14 protein-coding genes and 1 pseudogene are annotated in these 16,589 nt (G+C 63.8%); 2 read left to right on the forward strand and 13 right to left on the reverse strand.

Going from position 1 to position 16,589, the window contains the following annotated elements:
* Positions 1 to 384: 384 nt before the first annotated feature.
* The 4 genes from HMI59_RS16380 to HMI59_RS16395 form a co-directional block, all read right to left on the reverse strand.
* A complete protein-coding gene (locus HMI59_RS16380) occupies positions 385 to 1,407 on the reverse strand; it encodes a Gfo/Idh/MocA family oxidoreductase (protein ID WP_069696151.1) in 1,023 nt (340 codons plus the stop codon).
* Positions 1,404 to 2,318 (reverse strand): ATP-binding cassette domain-containing protein, encoded by a 915-nt coding sequence (locus tag HMI59_RS16385; protein ID WP_031216895.1) that lies wholly within the window; start codon positions 2,316 to 2,318, stop codon positions 1,404 to 1,406. The genes HMI59_RS16380 and HMI59_RS16385 overlap by 4 nt, the downstream gene beginning before the upstream one ends.
* 12 nt (positions 2,319 to 2,330) lie before the next feature.
* Positions 2,331 to 3,389, reverse strand: coding sequence for an ABC transporter permease (locus HMI59_RS16390; protein WP_021473618.1), 1,059 nt, complete (start codon positions 3,387 to 3,389; stop codon positions 2,331 to 2,333).
* 94 nt (positions 3,390 to 3,483) lie between these two features.
* Positions 3,484 to 4,479: a substrate-binding domain-containing protein gene (locus HMI59_RS16395; RefSeq protein ID WP_021473619.1), complete on the reverse strand. Its 996-nt coding sequence runs from the start codon at positions 4,477 to 4,479 to the stop codon at positions 3,484 to 3,486.
* A 318-nt stretch (positions 4,480 to 4,797) separates the two neighbouring features.
* Here HMI59_RS16395 and HMI59_RS16400 point away from each other — a divergent pair, with 318 nt between their 5' ends.
* Positions 4,798 to 5,538: a GntR family transcriptional regulator gene (locus tag HMI59_RS16400; RefSeq protein ID WP_193591893.1), complete on the forward strand. Its 741-nt coding sequence runs from the start codon at positions 4,798 to 4,800 to the stop codon at positions 5,536 to 5,538.
* Between the two features lie 16 nt (positions 5,539 to 5,554).
* Positions 5,555 to 6,448, forward strand: coding sequence for a 5-deoxy-glucuronate isomerase (gene iolB, locus HMI59_RS16405; protein WP_193591894.1), 894 nt, complete (start codon positions 5,555 to 5,557; stop codon positions 6,446 to 6,448).
* A 77-nt stretch (positions 6,449 to 6,525) separates the two neighbouring features.
* Here iolB and HMI59_RS16410 read toward each other — a convergent pair whose 3' ends face one another.
* From HMI59_RS16410 to sucD, 9 genes and pseudogenes are all read right to left on the reverse strand, one after another.
* Positions 6,526 to 7,395, reverse strand: a complete 870-nt coding sequence (locus HMI59_RS16410) for a sugar phosphate isomerase/epimerase (RefSeq protein WP_021473622.1) — start codon at positions 7,393 to 7,395, stop codon at positions 6,526 to 6,528.
* A gap of 10 nt (positions 7,396 to 7,405) precedes the next feature.
* Positions 7,406 to 8,419 carry a Gfo/Idh/MocA family protein gene (locus HMI59_RS16415; protein ID WP_166187695.1) on the reverse strand — a complete coding sequence of 338 codons (1,014 nt, stop codon included), beginning with the start codon at positions 8,417 to 8,419 and terminating at the stop codon, positions 7,406 to 7,408.
* A gap of 46 nt (positions 8,420 to 8,465) precedes the next feature.
* On the reverse strand, positions 8,466 to 9,383 hold the full coding sequence (locus tag HMI59_RS16420; RefSeq protein WP_021473624.1) for a sugar phosphate isomerase/epimerase: 918 nt from the start codon (positions 9,381 to 9,383) through the stop codon (positions 8,466 to 8,468).
* A 67-nt stretch (positions 9,384 to 9,450) separates the two neighbouring features.
* On the reverse strand, positions 9,451 to 10,965 hold the full coding sequence (locus HMI59_RS16425) for a CoA-acylating methylmalonate-semialdehyde dehydrogenase (RefSeq protein WP_166187693.1): 1,515 nt from the start codon (positions 10,963 to 10,965) through the stop codon (positions 9,451 to 9,453).
* A gap of 44 nt (positions 10,966 to 11,009) precedes the next feature.
* A complete protein-coding gene (iolD, locus tag HMI59_RS16430) occupies positions 11,010 to 12,938 on the reverse strand; it encodes a 3D-(3,5/4)-trihydroxycyclohexane-1,2-dione acylhydrolase (decyclizing) (RefSeq protein WP_193593798.1) in 1,929 nt (642 codons plus the stop codon).
* A 96-nt stretch (positions 12,939 to 13,034) separates the two neighbouring features.
* Positions 13,035 to 13,940: pseudogene (locus HMI59_RS25745) on the reverse strand (deoxyribose-phosphate aldolase); the annotation flags it as partial.
* Positions 13,937 to 14,944, reverse strand: a complete 1,008-nt coding sequence (iolC, locus tag HMI59_RS16435) for a 5-dehydro-2-deoxygluconokinase (protein ID WP_193591895.1) — start codon at positions 14,942 to 14,944, stop codon at positions 13,937 to 13,939. The pseudogene HMI59_RS25745 and the gene iolC, both read right to left, overlap by 4 nt.
* Positions 14,945 to 15,105: 161 nt before the next feature.
* Positions 15,106 to 15,510, reverse strand: a complete 405-nt coding sequence (locus HMI59_RS16440; RefSeq protein WP_021473629.1) for a tautomerase family protein — start codon at positions 15,508 to 15,510, stop codon at positions 15,106 to 15,108.
* A gap of 164 nt (positions 15,511 to 15,674) precedes the next feature.
* Positions 15,675 to 16,577 (reverse strand): succinate--CoA ligase subunit alpha, encoded by a 903-nt coding sequence (gene sucD, locus HMI59_RS16445; protein ID WP_069696159.1) that lies wholly within the window; start codon positions 16,575 to 16,577, stop codon positions 15,675 to 15,677.
* Between the last annotated feature and the right edge of the window lie 12 nt (positions 16,578 to 16,589).

Here is a 16,589-nt window from a genome sequence, read left to right on the forward strand (position 1 = left end):
GAGTGCCGCCGTCGGACCTTCCAGCGGGACGTGATAGAGCAACCGCGGAAGAGCGTCGGGAAATGATAGAGCGTTACACGGGGACTCTCACGGGACGCGCTTCGCCAACGATTCCTGTGCCGCGTCCGCCACACGGGTGGCGCACCCTTTGCCGCCGAATGCACCCGTAGCACTGGCTGCATTCGGCGGGAACGGTTGCGGGGTGGACGGGCCTGGGCGGAGGCGATCAATCGGGCAGGGAGCCATCCCCACCAAAAGCTCGACGGCGGCACTCAGGCCGAGTGCCGCCGTCGAACCCTCCCGCGAGACGTGATAGAGCAACCGCAGAAAGGCGTCGGAAAGTGATAGAGCAACCGCGGAAGAGCGTCGGGAAATGATAGAGCGTTACACGGGGACTCTCACGGGGACGCCTGTCTCCAACGATTCCTGTGCCGCGTCCGCCACGCGGGAAGCCGCCACCGCGTCCTCGGGAGTGCAGGGGTTCTTGCGCTCCCCCAGGATCACTTCCACGAACGCGGCCATTTCGGAGCGGTAGGCCTGGTCGAACCTTTCGGCAAAGGTCTTGTGCGGAGTCCCCGCCGGGAAGGTGATTCCGCGCTCTCCGGAACGCAGCGCCATCTGGTCGTCCATGCCCACCACCACGGATCCTTCCGAGCCCTGCAGCTCCAGCCGGACATCATGCCCGGCCCCGTTGTAGCGGCTGGCCGACACCGTGCCTACGGTGCCGTCGTCGAACGTCACCACTGCCAAAGCGGTATCGACGTCGCCCACCTCACCGATTGCAGGGTCGCCGTTGTTGGATCCCTTCGCGTAAACCTCCACGATTTCGCGTCCCGTCAACCAGCGGAGGATGTCGAAGTCGTGGACCGAGCAGTCCCGGAAGAGTCCGCCTGAGGTTGCCAGGAAGGACACGGGCGGCGGCGCCATGTCGCAGGTGACCGCTCGCAGGGAATGGATCCAGCCGAGTTCGCCGGCGTCATAGGCCCGCTTGGCCTCGAGGTAGCCGGAATCGAAGCGGCGCTGGTGTCCGATCTGGACCGTGCCGCCCTTTTCCCGGATGTAGTCCAGGACCGGGAGGGACTCTGCCACGTTGACGGCCACCGGCTTCTCGCAGAAGACCGGGATGCCGGCATCAACGCCCGCCATGATCAGATCCGGATGGGTGGCCGTCCCGGTGGCCACGACCAACCCGTCAATGCCGGCGGCGATCAAGGCTTCCACGGACGGCAAGTACTCCGCGCCGAAGTCCCGGGCCACCGATCGTGCGTGTTCCTCGGCAACGTCCGTCAGTTTGAGCCTGACGTTGACTCCTTCAGGATTGAGTTGCTCGTTCAACGCGCTGATGTTCCGGGCATGCATCACACCGATGCGGCCCACGCCCACCAGGCCGAGCGTTATTTCCTTCATGCCTTCTCCGGTGCTGCGTCGGCTACGTCTGCTACTTCGGCCTTGACCTCGTTGAGCGCTTCGGTGTGTCCACCGAGTTGTTCGAGTTCGTGGGCGAGTTCGGCCAGTTCGGCGCCGCCGGCCATTTGGGCCGTGAGTTCCTCGACCGTGATGTCCTTCTTCTCGTAGTAACCAATCGACTTGCCGCGCTTGAGCAGCAGGAACCGGTCGCCCACGGGGTACGCGTGGTGCGGGTTGTGGGTGATGAAGATGACGCCGAGGCCGCGGTCGCGGGCCTGCAGGATGTAGCGAAGTACGACGCCGGACTGCTTGACTCCCAGCGCGGCTGTCGGTTCGTCGAGGATCAGGACCTTTGCCCCGAAGTACACGGCGCGGGCGATCGCGACACATTGGCGTTCACCGCCCGAGAGCTGGCCAATGGGCTGCTCCACATCGCGCAGGTCGATGCCCATGTCCGCGAGTTCCTTCTTGGTGATGTCCTTCATCTTCTGGACATCCATGCGCTTGAACGGGCCTACGCCGGTGGTGAGTTCGGAACCGAGGAAGAAGTTCCGCCAAATTGGCATGAGAGAGACGACGGCGAGGTCCTGGTACACGGCCGCGATCCCGGCGTCGAGGGCTTCACGGGGTGAGCCCAGCTTGCGCTCCTCGCCCATAATCTTGAAGCTGCCCTCGTCGTGCTGGTGCAGGCCGGCGATGATCTTGATCAGCGTGGACTTGCCTGCGCCGTTGTCGCCCAGGACGCAGGTGACCCTGCCGTTGTCCACGGCCATGGTGACATCCCGCAGCGCGATGATGTTGCCGTAGTGCTTTCCGACCGCTTCGAGGGAGAGCAGATGAACGGGCGTGTGGGTCAAAGGATCTTTCTCGTCTCTTAGCAGGGTTTGCTGGTCGATTCGTTGTGCGTTCATTGGTCCGGCCCCTTACTTCAGCTCTGCCCGGCGTTTGACGATGAGGTTGACGATGGTAGCCAGCAGCAGCATCAAGCCCAGGAAGAACTTGAACCAGTCCGGATTCCATTGTGCGTACACGATGCCCTTGTTGGCCATGCCGAAGATGAAGGCACCGATTGCCCCGCCGATCGCCGATCCGTAACCGCCGGTGAGGAGGCAGCCGCCGATGACCGCGGCGATGATGTAGAGGAACTCGTTGCCGACGCCTTCGCCGGATTGGACGGCGTCGAAGGCGAAGAGGTTGTGCATGCCGAGGATCCAGCCGCAGAAGCCGACGGCCATGAAGAGGCCGATTTTGGTTTTGGTCACCGGCACGCCGACTGCGCGGGCAGCGTTCGCGTCACCGCCGACGGCGAAGATCCAGTTGCCGATCCGGGTCCGGAGCAGGATCCAGGAGGCCACGGCAACCAGGACGATCCAGAAGAAGACGGTGATCTTCACTTCCACCCCGCCGATGCTGATGGACGAGGCGAAGACTGCGCGGGCAGATTCGAAGCCGTCAAGCTTGGAGATCGACGGCGAGGAAACGGAACCGCCCACAAGCCGGGTGAGTGCCAGGTTCAGGCCGGTCAGCATGAGGAAGGTCGCCAGGGTGACGATGAAGCTGGGCAGTTTGGTCTTGATGAGGATCCAGCCGTTGATGAATCCGATGGCAAGGGAAACCACCAGTGCCAGCAGGACACCTACCCAGGCGTTCATGGAGAAGTACCAACTGAACAACGAGGCTGTCAGGGCCGAGGAAATGACGGCGACGCCGGTGGAAAGGTCGAACTCGCCGCCGATCATCAGGAGGGAAACACCGACGGCCATGATGCCGATGGTTGAGGACCCGTAAAGCACTGTGGCCAGGGCGTTGGGCTGGGTGAAGGTTTGCGATACGGAGGCGAAGAAGATGAAGAGGACGACTGCGCCAACGAGGGCGCCGACCTCCGGGCGGGCGAGGAATTTCTGGAACGGGTTGCGGCGTCCTACCCGTTCGTCACCGGACGCCGGGGCTGGTGCCGGTGGCAGGGTTGCTGTGCTTGCCATGGGGATGACTCCTTGTTGTTTCAGGCTTCGCGGTTGTTCAGGCTTCGCGGTTGGTCAGGCTGCGCGGTGTGGGCCGCGCAGCCTGATGCCTGGATTAGCGGACGCCCTGCTGGGCGAACTTGAGGACGTCAGAGGCGTTGGCCTTGTCCACGATGGTGGGACCGGTCAGGACGGGCTGGCCGCCACCGATCTTGAAGCCGCCGCGCTTGGCCTGCCACAGGGCGTCAACGGACATGTAGCCCTGGAGCCAGGGCTGCTGGTCCACAGTGAAGATGACGTTGCCATCAACGATCTTCTGGGCAAGTTCAGCATTGAGGTCGAAGCTGGCTACCTTGGAGGAGCTTCCTGCATCCGTGACGGACTTCAGAAGGGTCAGCGTGATCGGAGCACCGAGGCCGATGATGACGTCTGCGTCCTTGGAAGCCTGGAGCTTGGCGGTGGCGGTGGACTGAACCGCTGTCATGTCCTTGCCGTCCACGTAGAGGATCTCAGTGGCGGGGACCTTGGCCTTCACGCCTGCGCAGCGTGCTTCCAGGCCGACGTGGCCCTGCTGCTGGATGACGCAGACCGGGTGCTTGTACCCTTCAGCGGCGAGGCGGGTGCCCACGGCTTCGCCGGCCAACTGTTCGTTGGAGCCGAAGTGGGTAAATGCTCCGAGCTTGGCGGATACGGACTCACCGGCGTTGAGGCTGACTACGGGGATGCCGGCGTCGGTTGCCTTCTTCAGGACGTCCTTCAGGGCGTCAGGGGTGGCGACCGTTACTGCGATGCCGTCAACCTTCTGGTCAATGGCCTGCTGCACCAACTGGGCTTGCCGCCCGGCTTCGGGATCGCTCGTGTAAAGCAGTTCGACGTTGTCCTTGGCTGAGGCTTCCTCGGCACCCTTACGAACGATGTCCCAGAAGGTGTCACCTGCTGCGGCGTGCGTGATGAGGGCTACCTTGATGCGGTCGGTGGAGGCCACCTGGCCGGCGGCAGCTCCACCACCGGAATCGGACGGCCTGCCGCCCTGGCTCGAACAGGCGCTCAGTGCTATGAGGGGAACCACTGCTGCGGCGAGGGCCGCTTTGCGCCACGAGAATTTTGCCACCGTTATCTCCTTTGATGTCAGCTTGGGGTGTCCGGAGACTCGTATCCGAACCATCCACTACTCAGATCATGGTGACTGACATCACACTTTGTCAATACTTTGTCCTGACATTAGGATGTTTTTACGTTTCCACCCCTCGCACCAGTCAAGGAACACGTCCGTCAAGGGCGCTTCCTTGACGGCGGAAACCCGGCTGCTATGATCAGGAAAAGGCAGTATGTCCTATCAAGAGAACATGAACGGACAAATACATCCTTCCGGCAGAGGAGCCGAAACCCTGCTCCCGCCGGTCATGCACAGCCGTCCAGGAGGAAACCAGTGGCGAACCAACTCAGCCTCAGCATCGATCGTTCGTCCCCGGTGCCGCTCTACCACCAAGTTGTCCAAGGCATTGAAGCTGCCATCCACAGCGGCGTCCTGGAACCGGGCAGCCGCTTGGACAACGAGATCGACCTCGCGGCTCAGCTCAACCTGTCACGACCCACGATGCGCAAGGCCATGGACGAACTGGTCCGTGCCGGACTCCTTGTCCGCAAGCGCGGCGTAGGAACGCAGGTTGTTGCCAGTCAGGTCCGCCGCCCGCTGGAACTCTCCAGCCTCTACGACGACCTCAGCAACAACGGCAAAAAGCCCACAACGGATGTGCTGAGCTTCTCCCACGACGAAGCGGATGCGGCCACCCTCGCCGCGCTGCAGCTGCCTGCCGGTTCCAAGGTCTACCACTTCACCCGCCTCCGCAAAGTAGGTGGCAAACCGCTGGCCCTCATGGAGAACTGGGTCCGTGATGACATCGTCACCATGGACGAAGCCCAGCTCGCCAGCGAAGGCCTCTACGCCATCCTGCGGCGCGGCGGCGTCAACTTCCGCCTCGCCTCGCAGCGGATCGGCGCCATGATCGCCAACGACTACCAGGCACCCCTGCTGGAGACCGAAGTGGGATCGGCCCTGGTCACCATGGAACGCACCGCGGTGGACGACACCGGACGCATGGTGGAAACCGGCCACCACGTCTACCGCGGCGATTCCTACAGCTTTGAAATGACCCTCGTACAGCGCTAACGCAAGGACATTAACTATGGCCAACTGGGTATACCCTCTTGGATCCGCCGCCGACGGCAAGTGGGACACCTCCCTCGGCACCTCCGATTCCAGCCTCGCCGTCGACGGCTGGGCCCACACGGGACTGAAGGTGGCGACGCTCGCCGCGGGTTCCGCCGTCGAGCTTTCCGCCGCGGGCGAGGAACGCATCGTGGTGCCGCTGAGCGGCTCCTTCACGGTGACGGTCGACGGCGAGCAGTACCGTCTTCAGGGACGGCAGTCTGTCTTCCACGGGCCAAGCGACGTCCTCTACACCGGCATCGAGAAAGCGGTCACCATCAGTTCGAACGACGGCGGCCGCGTCGCCGTCGCGACCGCACCCGCCAAAGCGTCCTACCCCACCAGGCTGATCACCGCCGCAGAAACCCCGGTGGAACTCCGCGGCGCCGGCAACTGCTCCCGCCAGGTCCACAACTTCGGCACGCCCGCAGCACTGGAAGCCGACCGCTTCATCGTCTGCGAAGTCATCACCCCCGCCGGCAACTGGTCCTCCTACCCTCCCCATAAGCACGACGAGGAAAAGGACGGCGAAACCAGCCTCGAGGAGATCTACTACTTCGAAACCCGCGTAGCTCCCGGCTCCCCCGCCCCGGAAGATACGGACGCCATCGGCTACGCCCGCGTCTACGCCTCCGATGAGCGTCCCATCGACGTCTCCGCCGAAGTCCGCACCGGCGACGTTGTCCTGGTGCCCTACGGCTGGCACGGCCCCGCCATGGCAGCACCCGGCTACGACCTCTACTACCTGAACGTCATGGCCGGCCCCGGCCGCGTCCGGGACTGGCTCATCAGCGACGACCCCCACCACGGCTGGATCCGCCAGACCTGGGACGGCCAGGACGTGGACCCGCGGCTGCCTTTCTCGGCCTGATTTCAGACACTAAGCCTGATTCCAAGCACTAAGGAAGCCCCTGTGATTCACAGGGGCTTCCTTGGTGTTCAGCGCTACTAGGCCTGGGCGATGTAGTCCGTCATGGTCTTGAGCTGGTAGCGGGAGACTTCCTCGGCGTTCTCGTCCTCTGCAAACACGGAAGAGACCATCACGGTGTTCTCCTTGTCCAGGAAGCCGATCTCCTTGAGGCCACCAAAGAACTCGTTCCAGTTGACGTCCCCGTCACCGATCTTCAGGTGCTGGTGGACGCGTACGGCGTTCCCGGGCGGGTTGGTGATGTACCGCAGTCCGTGGGAGGCGTGGTGGTTCATGGTGTCGGAGATGTGCACCAGACGCAGCTTGTCACCGGCGGCACGCATGATCTCCAACGGTTTGTTGCCCATGTGGAACGTGTGGGAGGCGACGTAGACCATCCCGATGTTCGGCGAATTGACGCCGCGGATAACACGCAGAGCGGCCAGGCCGTCCTCCACGAAGTCGTCCGGGTGCGGGTCGATCAGCACATCAAGGCCTTCGCGCTCGATGATCGGCAGGAGCTCCTCCATGGAACGGTAGAAGGCACGCTCGGATTCCTCGGCCTTCTCCGGGCGCCCGCTGAACTCGGTGTTCATGGTCTGGACGCCAAGGTCCACGGCAATCCGGATGGCCCGCTTCCAGTAACGGACAGCGGCCTCACGGGCATCTTCGTCCGGCCCGGACCAGCGAAGCACGGGCAGGACGGAAGCGATTTCCACGCCGGCATCCTTGCACGCTGCTTTCAGCTTGCCTACCAGTTCATCGTCGGCCTTGGGGTGGTTGTAGAAGGGGATGAGGTCCGCGTGCGGCGTCATCTGCAGGTACTTGTACCCGAGGTCGGCAGCAACGCGGGGGAACTCCAGCAGGCTGTGGCTGTGGTGGAAGGGTGTGGGATCAAGTGCGATCTTCATGTTCAGTCCCCTACTTGTACAGATCCGGCTTGGCGTTCAAGTGGACCTTGACCTTCTCGCCGGACTTCTGCGCCTCAACGCCGGCCTCGCAGCAGGCGGCGGTGGCGTAGCCGTCCCATGCCGTTGGTCCGCCGATTTCGCCGCGAAGTGCCGCATCCACCCAAGCCTGCACCTCGACGTCGTACGCGGCTCCAAAACGGTCCTCGAAACCGGGCGTGACGTTGCCGCCCCACTTGCCCGCGGTCTGGACGTACGGGCCGCTGTCACCGCCGATGCTCACGATGCCGTCCTCGAAGGAAGCCTGCGTGGCCACCTGGTAGCCGAACTTGGCGTTGACGTAGATTTCGACGTCGGCCAGCACACCGGATTCGGTTTCGATCAGGACCTGCTGGGGATCGTGCTGGCCGTTGGGAGCGTTGCGCGTCGGCTTGCCCAGGCGGACCTGCACGGACGTGATCTCCTCGCCGGTGAAGTAGCGGATGGCGTCGAACTCGTGGACCACGGAGTCGTTGATCAGCATCTCATTGGTGAAGCCCTCCGGCGTGCTCGGGTTCCGGTGCTGGTGGTGCAGCATCAACAGCTCCCCCAATTCGCTGTTGCGGATAATGGAACCCAAAGCCGAGTACTCGGCGTCGAAACGGCGCATGAAGCCAACCTGGATGCGCTTGTGGCCCAGGGCGAGCTCCGCCTGGACAACCTTCCAGGAGCTCTCGGCGTCCGGGGTCAGGGGCTTCTCGCACAGAATCGGGAAATCTTTCTCCAGCGCCTTGTACAGGATTTCCTCGTGCAGGAACCCCGGCGTTGCGATCAGGACGGCGTTGACGTCGCCGTTGTTGAGGGCCTCGTCGGCACTGGCCAGGGCCACTGCACCGTCGATGCCTTCAATGGCGGCTTGCGCACGGGCCAGGTCAACGTCGACGACGGCGGCAACTTCAGCGCCGTGGATGCGCGTGCTGAGGCGCTTGATGTGGTCAGCACCCATGCGGCCTGCACCGATGACGGCTACGCGGAGAGTCTTTGTCACAGTTTCTGTCCTTTGGTGAGTGTGGTTTGGCTGCTACTGGACGGTGCTACTGGACACGGGTCCGGGAGCCGCAGGAGAGCAGGTAGTTTCGGGTGCGCTTGGCGATCGGCATCGGTACATCGAAGGCTACCGGGTACATGTCCTGTTCCACGATGCCGAAGATGGGGCGGTTCAGGCCCTCCACGGCTTCGATGACGGCACGCAGGTCCGGGAGACCGTTCGGCGGCTCGGTCATGACGCCGGCCAGGTTTGCCGCTGCCCAGGTCATGTTCTTCTCATTGACTTCGGCCAGGACCTCGGGGTTGATCTGCTTCAGGTGCAGGTAGCCGATGCGTTCCGGGTAGTTCTTGATGAGCTCAAGGCTGGAGGCTCCGCAGTATTCGGCATGGCCGGTGTCCAGGCACAGGTTCAAGTACTGGGGATCCGTTGCGGCGAGGAGGGTCTCGATGTCCTTCTGCGCCCCCACGTGGGAGTCGGCGTGGGAGTGGAACTGCTGGTGCAGCCCGAAGTCCTCCAACAGGACCTTCCCCATGCGGTTGTGGCCGGCGAACAGGTCTGCCCACTGTTCGTCCGTCAGTTCGCCGTTCTCCACGGCTTCGCCCGTGACGTCGTCGCGCCACATGGCCGGGATAACCACAATGTGTTCGCCGCCCATGGCTGCAGTGAGTTCGGCTACCTTGCGGGCGGGCTCCCAGGCTTCCTCGTACTGCTTGGCGCCGCGGTGGAAAGCAGTAAAGACAGTACCGGCGCTGACCTTCAGGTCACGCTGCTTGAGTTCCTCCGCGAGGCGGGCGGGGTCGGTCGGCAGGTAGCCATAGGGACCCAGTTCGATCCACTTGTAGCCGGACTCTGCGACCTCGTCCAGGAACCGCTCCCACGGTGTTTGCTGGGGATCGTCCGCGAACCAAACACCCCAGGAATCGGGAGCGGTGCCGATGATGAGTTTGTTCTCGACGTCAGTCATGACAACGGTGTCTTTCTTGATAGCCTCCGTTGCCCCGGCTTTGGTGCCGGGGCAGCGGAGGTGGGGGCTAGTTGGAGGGGAAGTTGTAGGAGGCGCCGGAGGCGTGGTGGGTTTCGGGCCAGCGGGAGGTGACTACCTTGCCGCGGGTGTAGAAGGAGACGCCTTCGGGTCCGTAGATGTGCTTGTCGCCGAAGAGGGAGGCTTTCCAGCCGCCGAAGGAGTGGTAGGCCACCGGGACGGGCAGGGGCACGTTGATCCCGATCATGCCCACGGTGACCGAGCGCTGGAACTTCCGTGCCGCCGCTCCCGAGGAGGTGAAGATCGCGGTGCCGTTGCCGTACGGGTTGGAGTTGATCAGCTTGATGCCGTCTTCGAGGGTGTCCACGCGGACCACCACCAGGACGGGTCCGAAGATTTCCTCGGTGTAGGCGCTCATTTCGGTCTTGACGTGGTCGATCACGGTGGGGCCTACCCAGAAGCCGTCTTCGTGGCCTGGGACGACCAGGTCGCGGCCGTCCACCACCATCGCGGCACCGGCGCTTTCTGCTTCGGTGACTATCTTGACGATGCGTTCCTTCGAGGCGGGGGTGATGACCGGGCCCATTTCGGCGCCAGGTTCGGTGCCGTTGTTGACCTTCACGGCCAGGGCGCGTTCTTCGACCTTCTTCACCAGCAGGTCAGCGGCGTCCCCGACGGCGACGGCCACGGAGATCGCCATGCAGCGCTCCCCCGCCGAGCCGAAAGCAGCGGCGGCGAGGTGGTCCGCGGCGTTGTCCAGGTCAGCGTCCGGGAGCACGATCGCGTGGTTCTTCGCCCCACCCAGTGCCTGGACCCGCTTGCCGTGCTTCGTGGCGGTTTCGTGGACGTACTGGGCGATCGGGGTGGAGCCCACGAAGGAGATACCGTCCACGTCCGGGTGAGTCAACAGCCCATCAACGGTTTCCTTGCCGCCGTGCAGAACCTGGAACACACCATCAGGCAGGCCCGCTTCCTGCCACAGCTTGGCGAGCAGCAGCGACGGGGACGGGTCCCGCTCGGAGGGCTTGAGGATGAACGCGTTGCCGGTGGCGATGGCCATCGGGGCCATCCACAACGGCACCATCACCGGGAAGTTGAACGGGGTAATACCGGCCACCACACCCAACGGTTCGCGGAAGGAGAACACATCAATGCCGGTGGAGACCTGGTCCGAGTAGTCACCCTTGAGCAAGGTAGGGATGCCGCAGGCGAACTCGATGACTTCCAGGCCACGGCCGATCTCGCCCTTGGCGTCGGAGAGGACCTTGCCGTGCTCGGCCGTGATCAGTTCAGCGAGTTCGTCCACGTGGGCTGCGACGAGTTCACGGAACTTGAACAGCACCGCAGTGCGCTTGGCCAGGGAAATGTCACCCCAGGAGTCGGCGGCTTTCCGGGCTGCGGCGACCGTGGTGTTCAGGTCATTCCCGTTCGCCAGGCGCAGCTCGGCAGTGACCTGGCCCGTGGCCGGGTTGTACACCGGCTGGGTGCGGTCACCTTCACCGGCTGACTCAGCACCGTTGATGAAGTGGTTGATAGTGGTCAAAGTGGTGGTCGTCGTCGACATGCGGACTTCCTCGTCTTCAAGCTTTAGGGGCGGATGTCTGGGTTCTAGCCGAGCAGTTTGCGCTGGCGGTTCTTGTGGTCGGTGTAGGTCTTGTAGGCCTGCTGCGTGGATTCCAGTTCGGAGACCTGCGAGACGGGCACGTCCCACCAGGACTCTGAGGACGGGGCGTCCAGGAGCGGATCGGATTCGACGTGGATCACGATCGGGCCGGTCTCATCGGGGGCTGCCTTGGCGTCGCGGATGGCTTGTTCGAGTTCGGCGATGACCTTCTCGCCCGGTTCGATCCGGATGACCTTCGCGCCGAGGGATTCGGCGTTCGTGGCGAGGTCGATGGGCAGGTTCTCGCCGGCGTCGAAGGAGTGTTGTTCCTTGTCCAGCACCCGGTACTGGGTACCGAAACGCTGCGAACCCAGCATCTCAGAAAGGGAGCCGATGGAGGCGTAGCCGTGGTTCTGGATCAGCACCACGATCAGTTTGATGCGTTCGGCGACGGCGGTGACCAGTTCGGTGTGCATCATCAGGTAGGAGCCGTCCCCCACCATGACCACCACATCCCGCTCCGGGCCGCCTGCTGCTGCCTCGGCAAGCGCTGCACGCTTGACGCCCAAACCACCGGGGATCTCGTAGCCCATGCAGGAGTACGCGTATTCCACGTGGTACCCGAACGGGTCCCGGACCCGCCACATCTTGTGCAGGTCACCGGGCAGTGACCCGGCTGCGCAGATCACCACGTCCTGGGCGTCCATGGCCTTGTTCGTGGCACCGATGATTTCGTTCTGAGCCGGCAACGGCGTGAAGCGTGTCTCGAACGCTTCATCCACGGTCGCGTCCCAGCGCTTCTTTTCGGCGGCGACCTTCTGCTCCAGGTCAGCGCCCACGCGGTAGCCACCCAGGGCCTGGTTCAGCTTCACGAGCGCCTTGCGGGCATCGGCCACGATGGGCAGGTGCGTGCCGTGCTTGTACGCGTCGATCGCGGCGACGTTGATATTCACGAACTTCACGTCCGGGTTCTGGAACGCCGTGCGGGACGCGGTGGTGAAGTCCTCGTAGCGGGTGCCGATACCGATGATCAGGTCCGCTTCGGCAGCGATGGCGTTCGCCGCCGTCGTTCCCGTGGAACCGATCGCGCCAAGGGAGTGCTTGTGGTCCCACGGGAGCACGCCGACACCGGCCTGCGTGTTGCCCACCGGAATACCGGTCAGCTCCGCGAACTTCGCCAGTTCCTCATTGGCGTACGCGTAGAGAACACCGCCACCGGCGATGATCAGCGGACGCTTCGCTGCACGGATCGCTTCCACGGCACGGCGGATGTCATCATCTTCGGCTTCGGGACGGCGGATGCGCCACTCCCGCTCGGCCAGGAATTCTTCGGGAACATCAAACGCCTCCGCCTGGACATCCTGCGGCAACGAAATAGTCACCGCACCGGTCTCGGCCGGGTCCGTCAGCACCCGCAGGCCGTGGTGGAACGCGGAGAACAACTGCTCCGGACGGTTCACCCGGTCAAAGAACTTCGACAACGGCCGGAACGCATCATTGACCGTGATGTCGTACGCGTATGGCAGCTCGAGCTGCTGCAGCACAGGGTCAGCGGCACGGGTCGCGAACGTATCAGACGGAAGCAGCAACACCGGCAGCCGGTTGGTCGTAGCCAGGGCTGCACCGGTGAGCAGGTTGGAGGACCCCGGACCGATCGAGGTGCTGATCGCGAACGTCTGGCGGCGGCGCGTGTGCCGGGCATAACCCACAGCCTGGTGGACCTGGGCCTGCTCGTTCCTGCCCTGGTAGTACGGCATGATGGACGGGTCAGCGGCCTGATACTGCTTCAATGCCTGGCCCACACCGGCAACGTTGCCGTGCCCGAAAATGCCGAATGTGCCCGGAATCAGGCGCTCACAGAAGTCCACGCCACCCACCGAATCAACGGTGTACTGCTTGGACAGGAACTCGACCACGGCCTGCGCCACGGTCATCCGACGGGTTGCTGTTCCGGTTATGGTCCGCATGGCGAGATACTCCGATACTTTCACGGGGATACGGTCTGACGAGGTGAGCCCTGCGGCGTCCAGTGCCGCGGGCTCAGTGTTGTTCAGCAGCGAGGCGGCCGTCGCGACGGCACCTGCCACGTCGCCGTCGTGCGGGTACAGAAGCGTCCGCCCCACGGTGAGGCCCTGCACGCCGGGCAACGCCAGCGCGGCCTGCCACGATGCGAAGACTTCATCAGGGCTGCCGTCGGGGTCACCGCCGAGCAGCACGGTGGGCAGCGTGGTGGAGGCCATGACGCGTTCCATCTCGGCCACCACGGGCAGCTTCATCCAGGTGTAGGCGCTGGTGGAACCGAGGCCCTCGGCGATGCCGACAGACTTGATCACGGCATCGGCACGGAGATCGTTGCGGACCTTGCCGTTGGCGTCGCGCACGGACAGGAACGGCTCCACCATGGCGATCAGCTTCCGCTCGGCGAGCGAATCGATCGCCTTCGCCGTAGCTTCCAAGGTAGCCACCGTGTCCGGATCGCCCAGGCAGATGCGGGTCAGCATCTTGCCGCCATCGGCACCGAGCGCCTCAAGGGCTGCGGCGGTGTGGCCCGTGAAACGGTCATCGAACTCATTCACCAGGCCAGCAAGGCCGCCGCGGTTCATGGAACCGAAGACGAGCTTGCCTTCGAGGGCGCCGAGCAGCAGCAGATCATCCATGATGTCCGGCGAGGCCAGGATGCCGTCAACGGCCGGGTTAGCCAAAGCGATCTGCAGACGGTCCAAAAGATCGCGGCGGTCGGCCATGGCCATCGGGTCGCTGCCGACGGCGAGGGCGCCGCGGGCCGGGTGGTCGGCGGCAACAATGAAGTTCTGCACGCCGTGCTTCAGGCCGGGATGACGACGGCGGGTGGCGGCTGCGCGGGCTACGGCCTGCGGGTCCTCCAGCCGGATCCGGCTCAGGTGTTCGTAACGGCGGGGGTCATCGTTGAGGCTCAACGCACGGCTCCTTCTGCGAGTGCGGCGGATGCGCCGGGGATGGGCCGGCCGCGTTCGGCCAGCAGCGAGGTAACCTCGTCCGGCGTCGGCATCGCATCCGCGCAAGAGAGGCGGGATGCGACGATCGCACCGGAAGCGTTTGCGTAGTCCAGAACCTCGGACAGAGGCCAGCCGGACAGCAAGCCGTGGCAGAAGGCTCCCCCGAAAGAATCACCGGCGCCCAAGCCGTTGACCGTCTCCACCGGCACGGGTGCGGAAACCACGCGCTCGGTGCGGGTCTTGGCCATGACGCCTTCCGCGCCAAGCTTCACGACGGCGATCTCCACGCCGGCGGCCAGGAGGCGGTCCGCCTGCTCATCAGGAGTTCCCTCCCCTACGGCCACGGCGCATTCCTTGTCATTGCCGATCGCGACCGTCACGTGCGGGAGGATCTTGGCAACCTCGGCGCGGGCTTCCTCTTCGGATGCCCAGAACATTGGCCGGTAGTCGAGGTCCAGGATGGTGAACTGGCCGTCTTTCAGGCCGGTCCGGGGGCGTGCCTCGTGCGCCGCGATGTGGGCGCTGCGGGAAGGCTCCTGGCAGAGGCCGGTGACGGTGGACCAGAAGATCCCGGCGTCCCGGATTGCGTCCAGGTCCAGCTCTTCGGCCTTGATCTGCAGGTCCGGGGCCGTGGGGAACCGGCCGTAGAAGTACAGCGGGAATTCATCCGTTGCGGGCTTGATCGCACAGAAGGTGGCGGGAGTCTGCCCGGCCGCCGGCGTGACGAAGGAATCGTCCACGCCGAATTTGCGCAGTTCGCGGTGCAGGAAGCTGCCGAAGGGATCATCGCCGGTGCGGGTGATCACGCCGGTGCGGCGGCCGTGGCGGGCGGCAGCAACGGCCACGTTGGAGGGCGAACCTCCCAGGTACTTGCCGAAGGAGGTTACATCCTCCAGCCCGACTCCAATGTCGTTCGGGTAGATATCAACGCTGATGCGCCCGATTGTGAGCAGTTCGTGGGTCACGGTACTCGTTGACCTTTCTCTTGGAACTCTGAACCTTTGAGCGCTGGGCCCCAATGCCTTGCTACCCCTCAGTGAGCGGGGCCACATGACTACTTTGCACCAGATTTAATGTCCTGTCAAAGGTTTGTACTGACATATTTACAACGTGACACAGGGCCCGGTTATTTGGCCGGCACAGCCAACTCGCCGGTGACATACTGGCTGCGGCCAAAGCCGAACGACCAGTCCCCTGCAGTGTTCTCCACGTAGCCCACGAAGACGTCCTCACCGGCTATCCCCACCTCGCCCAAGCCCTTCGCAATCGCCGCAAAGAGGGCGCTCTTTGCATCTTGGCTGCGGCCGCCCTGGGTGAAGATCTGGATCATGACCACCCCGGAACTACGCTCAAAACCGAGGCCCGCGTCCTGGGCGACGATCTGACCCTGCGGGTGTTCGGTGAGGATATGGAAGTAGTCGCGCTCGGGGATTCCATATTCGGCCAGGATGGCGTCATGGACGGTGCGGCTTATGGTTGCCAACTCTTCGCGGGTGCGGCCTTCGTTGACGTCAATGCGTACCAGGGGCATGGAGGTGTCCTTTCCAGAAATTTGTCCTGACATACTAACAAACGTGTGGAACTTTGGGTACACCCGGTGCCGGTCGTTCGCGGCGGTTCGCTTAAAGCACGACGGCGGCCCGCCACCTTTCGCTGGAAAGGTGACGGGCCGCCGTCGTGGGTCAGCCGTAAAAACTAGAGCGCTGCGTAAACCTCGCGCAGGAGCTTGGCGGTCTCGGACGGCGTCTTGCCGACCTTCACGCCTGCTGCTTCAAGGGCTTCCTTCTTTGCCTGTGCGGTTCCGGCGGAACCGGAGACGATGGCGCCTGCGTGGCCCATGGTCTTGCCTTCGGGAGCCGTGAAGCCTGCCACGTAGCCCACAACAGGCTTGGTGACGTTGGCCTTGATGAAGTCGGCTGCACGCTCTTCAGCGTCGCCACCGATTTCACCGATCATGACGATCGCCTTGGTCTCCGGGTCGGCTTCGAACGCAGCCAGGGCGTCGATGTGGGTGGTGCCGATGATCGGGTCACCGCCGATGCCGATCGCAGTGGAGAAACCGAGGTCGCGGAGTTCGTACATCATCTGGTAGGTCAAGGTACCGGACTTGGAAACCAGGCCGATGGGGCCCTTGCCGGTGATGTTGGCCGGGGTGATACCGACCAATGCTTCACCGGGGGTGATGATGCCGGGGCAGTTCGGTCCGATGATGCGGGTGATCTGCTTGCCGTCGGCGTCAACCTTGGACTGGGCGAGGGCCCAGAACTCGGCAGAATCCTGAACCGGAACGCCTTCGGTGATGACCACGACGAGGCCGATGCCGGCTTCGATGGCTTCAACAACGGCGTCCTTGGTGAAAGCCGGCGGAACGAAGACGATGGAGACGTCTGCGCCGGTTTCAGCCATGGCTTCCTTGACGGTGCCGAAGACGTTGATTTCCTTGTCGCCGTGCAGGACCGTGGTGCCGGCCTTGCGGGCGTTGACGCCGCCAACAATGTTGGTGCCGGCCTTGAGCATCAGTGCGGTGTGCTTGGTGCCTTCGCCGCCCGTGATGCCCTGAACGATGACCTTGGAGTCTTTGTTGAGGTAGATAGACATTCTCGCGTCCCT

Source organism: Paenarthrobacter sp. YJN-5, assembly GCF_015040095.1.
GTDB classification, from domain to species: Bacteria; Actinomycetota; Actinomycetes; order Actinomycetales; family Micrococcaceae; genus Arthrobacter; species Arthrobacter ureafaciens.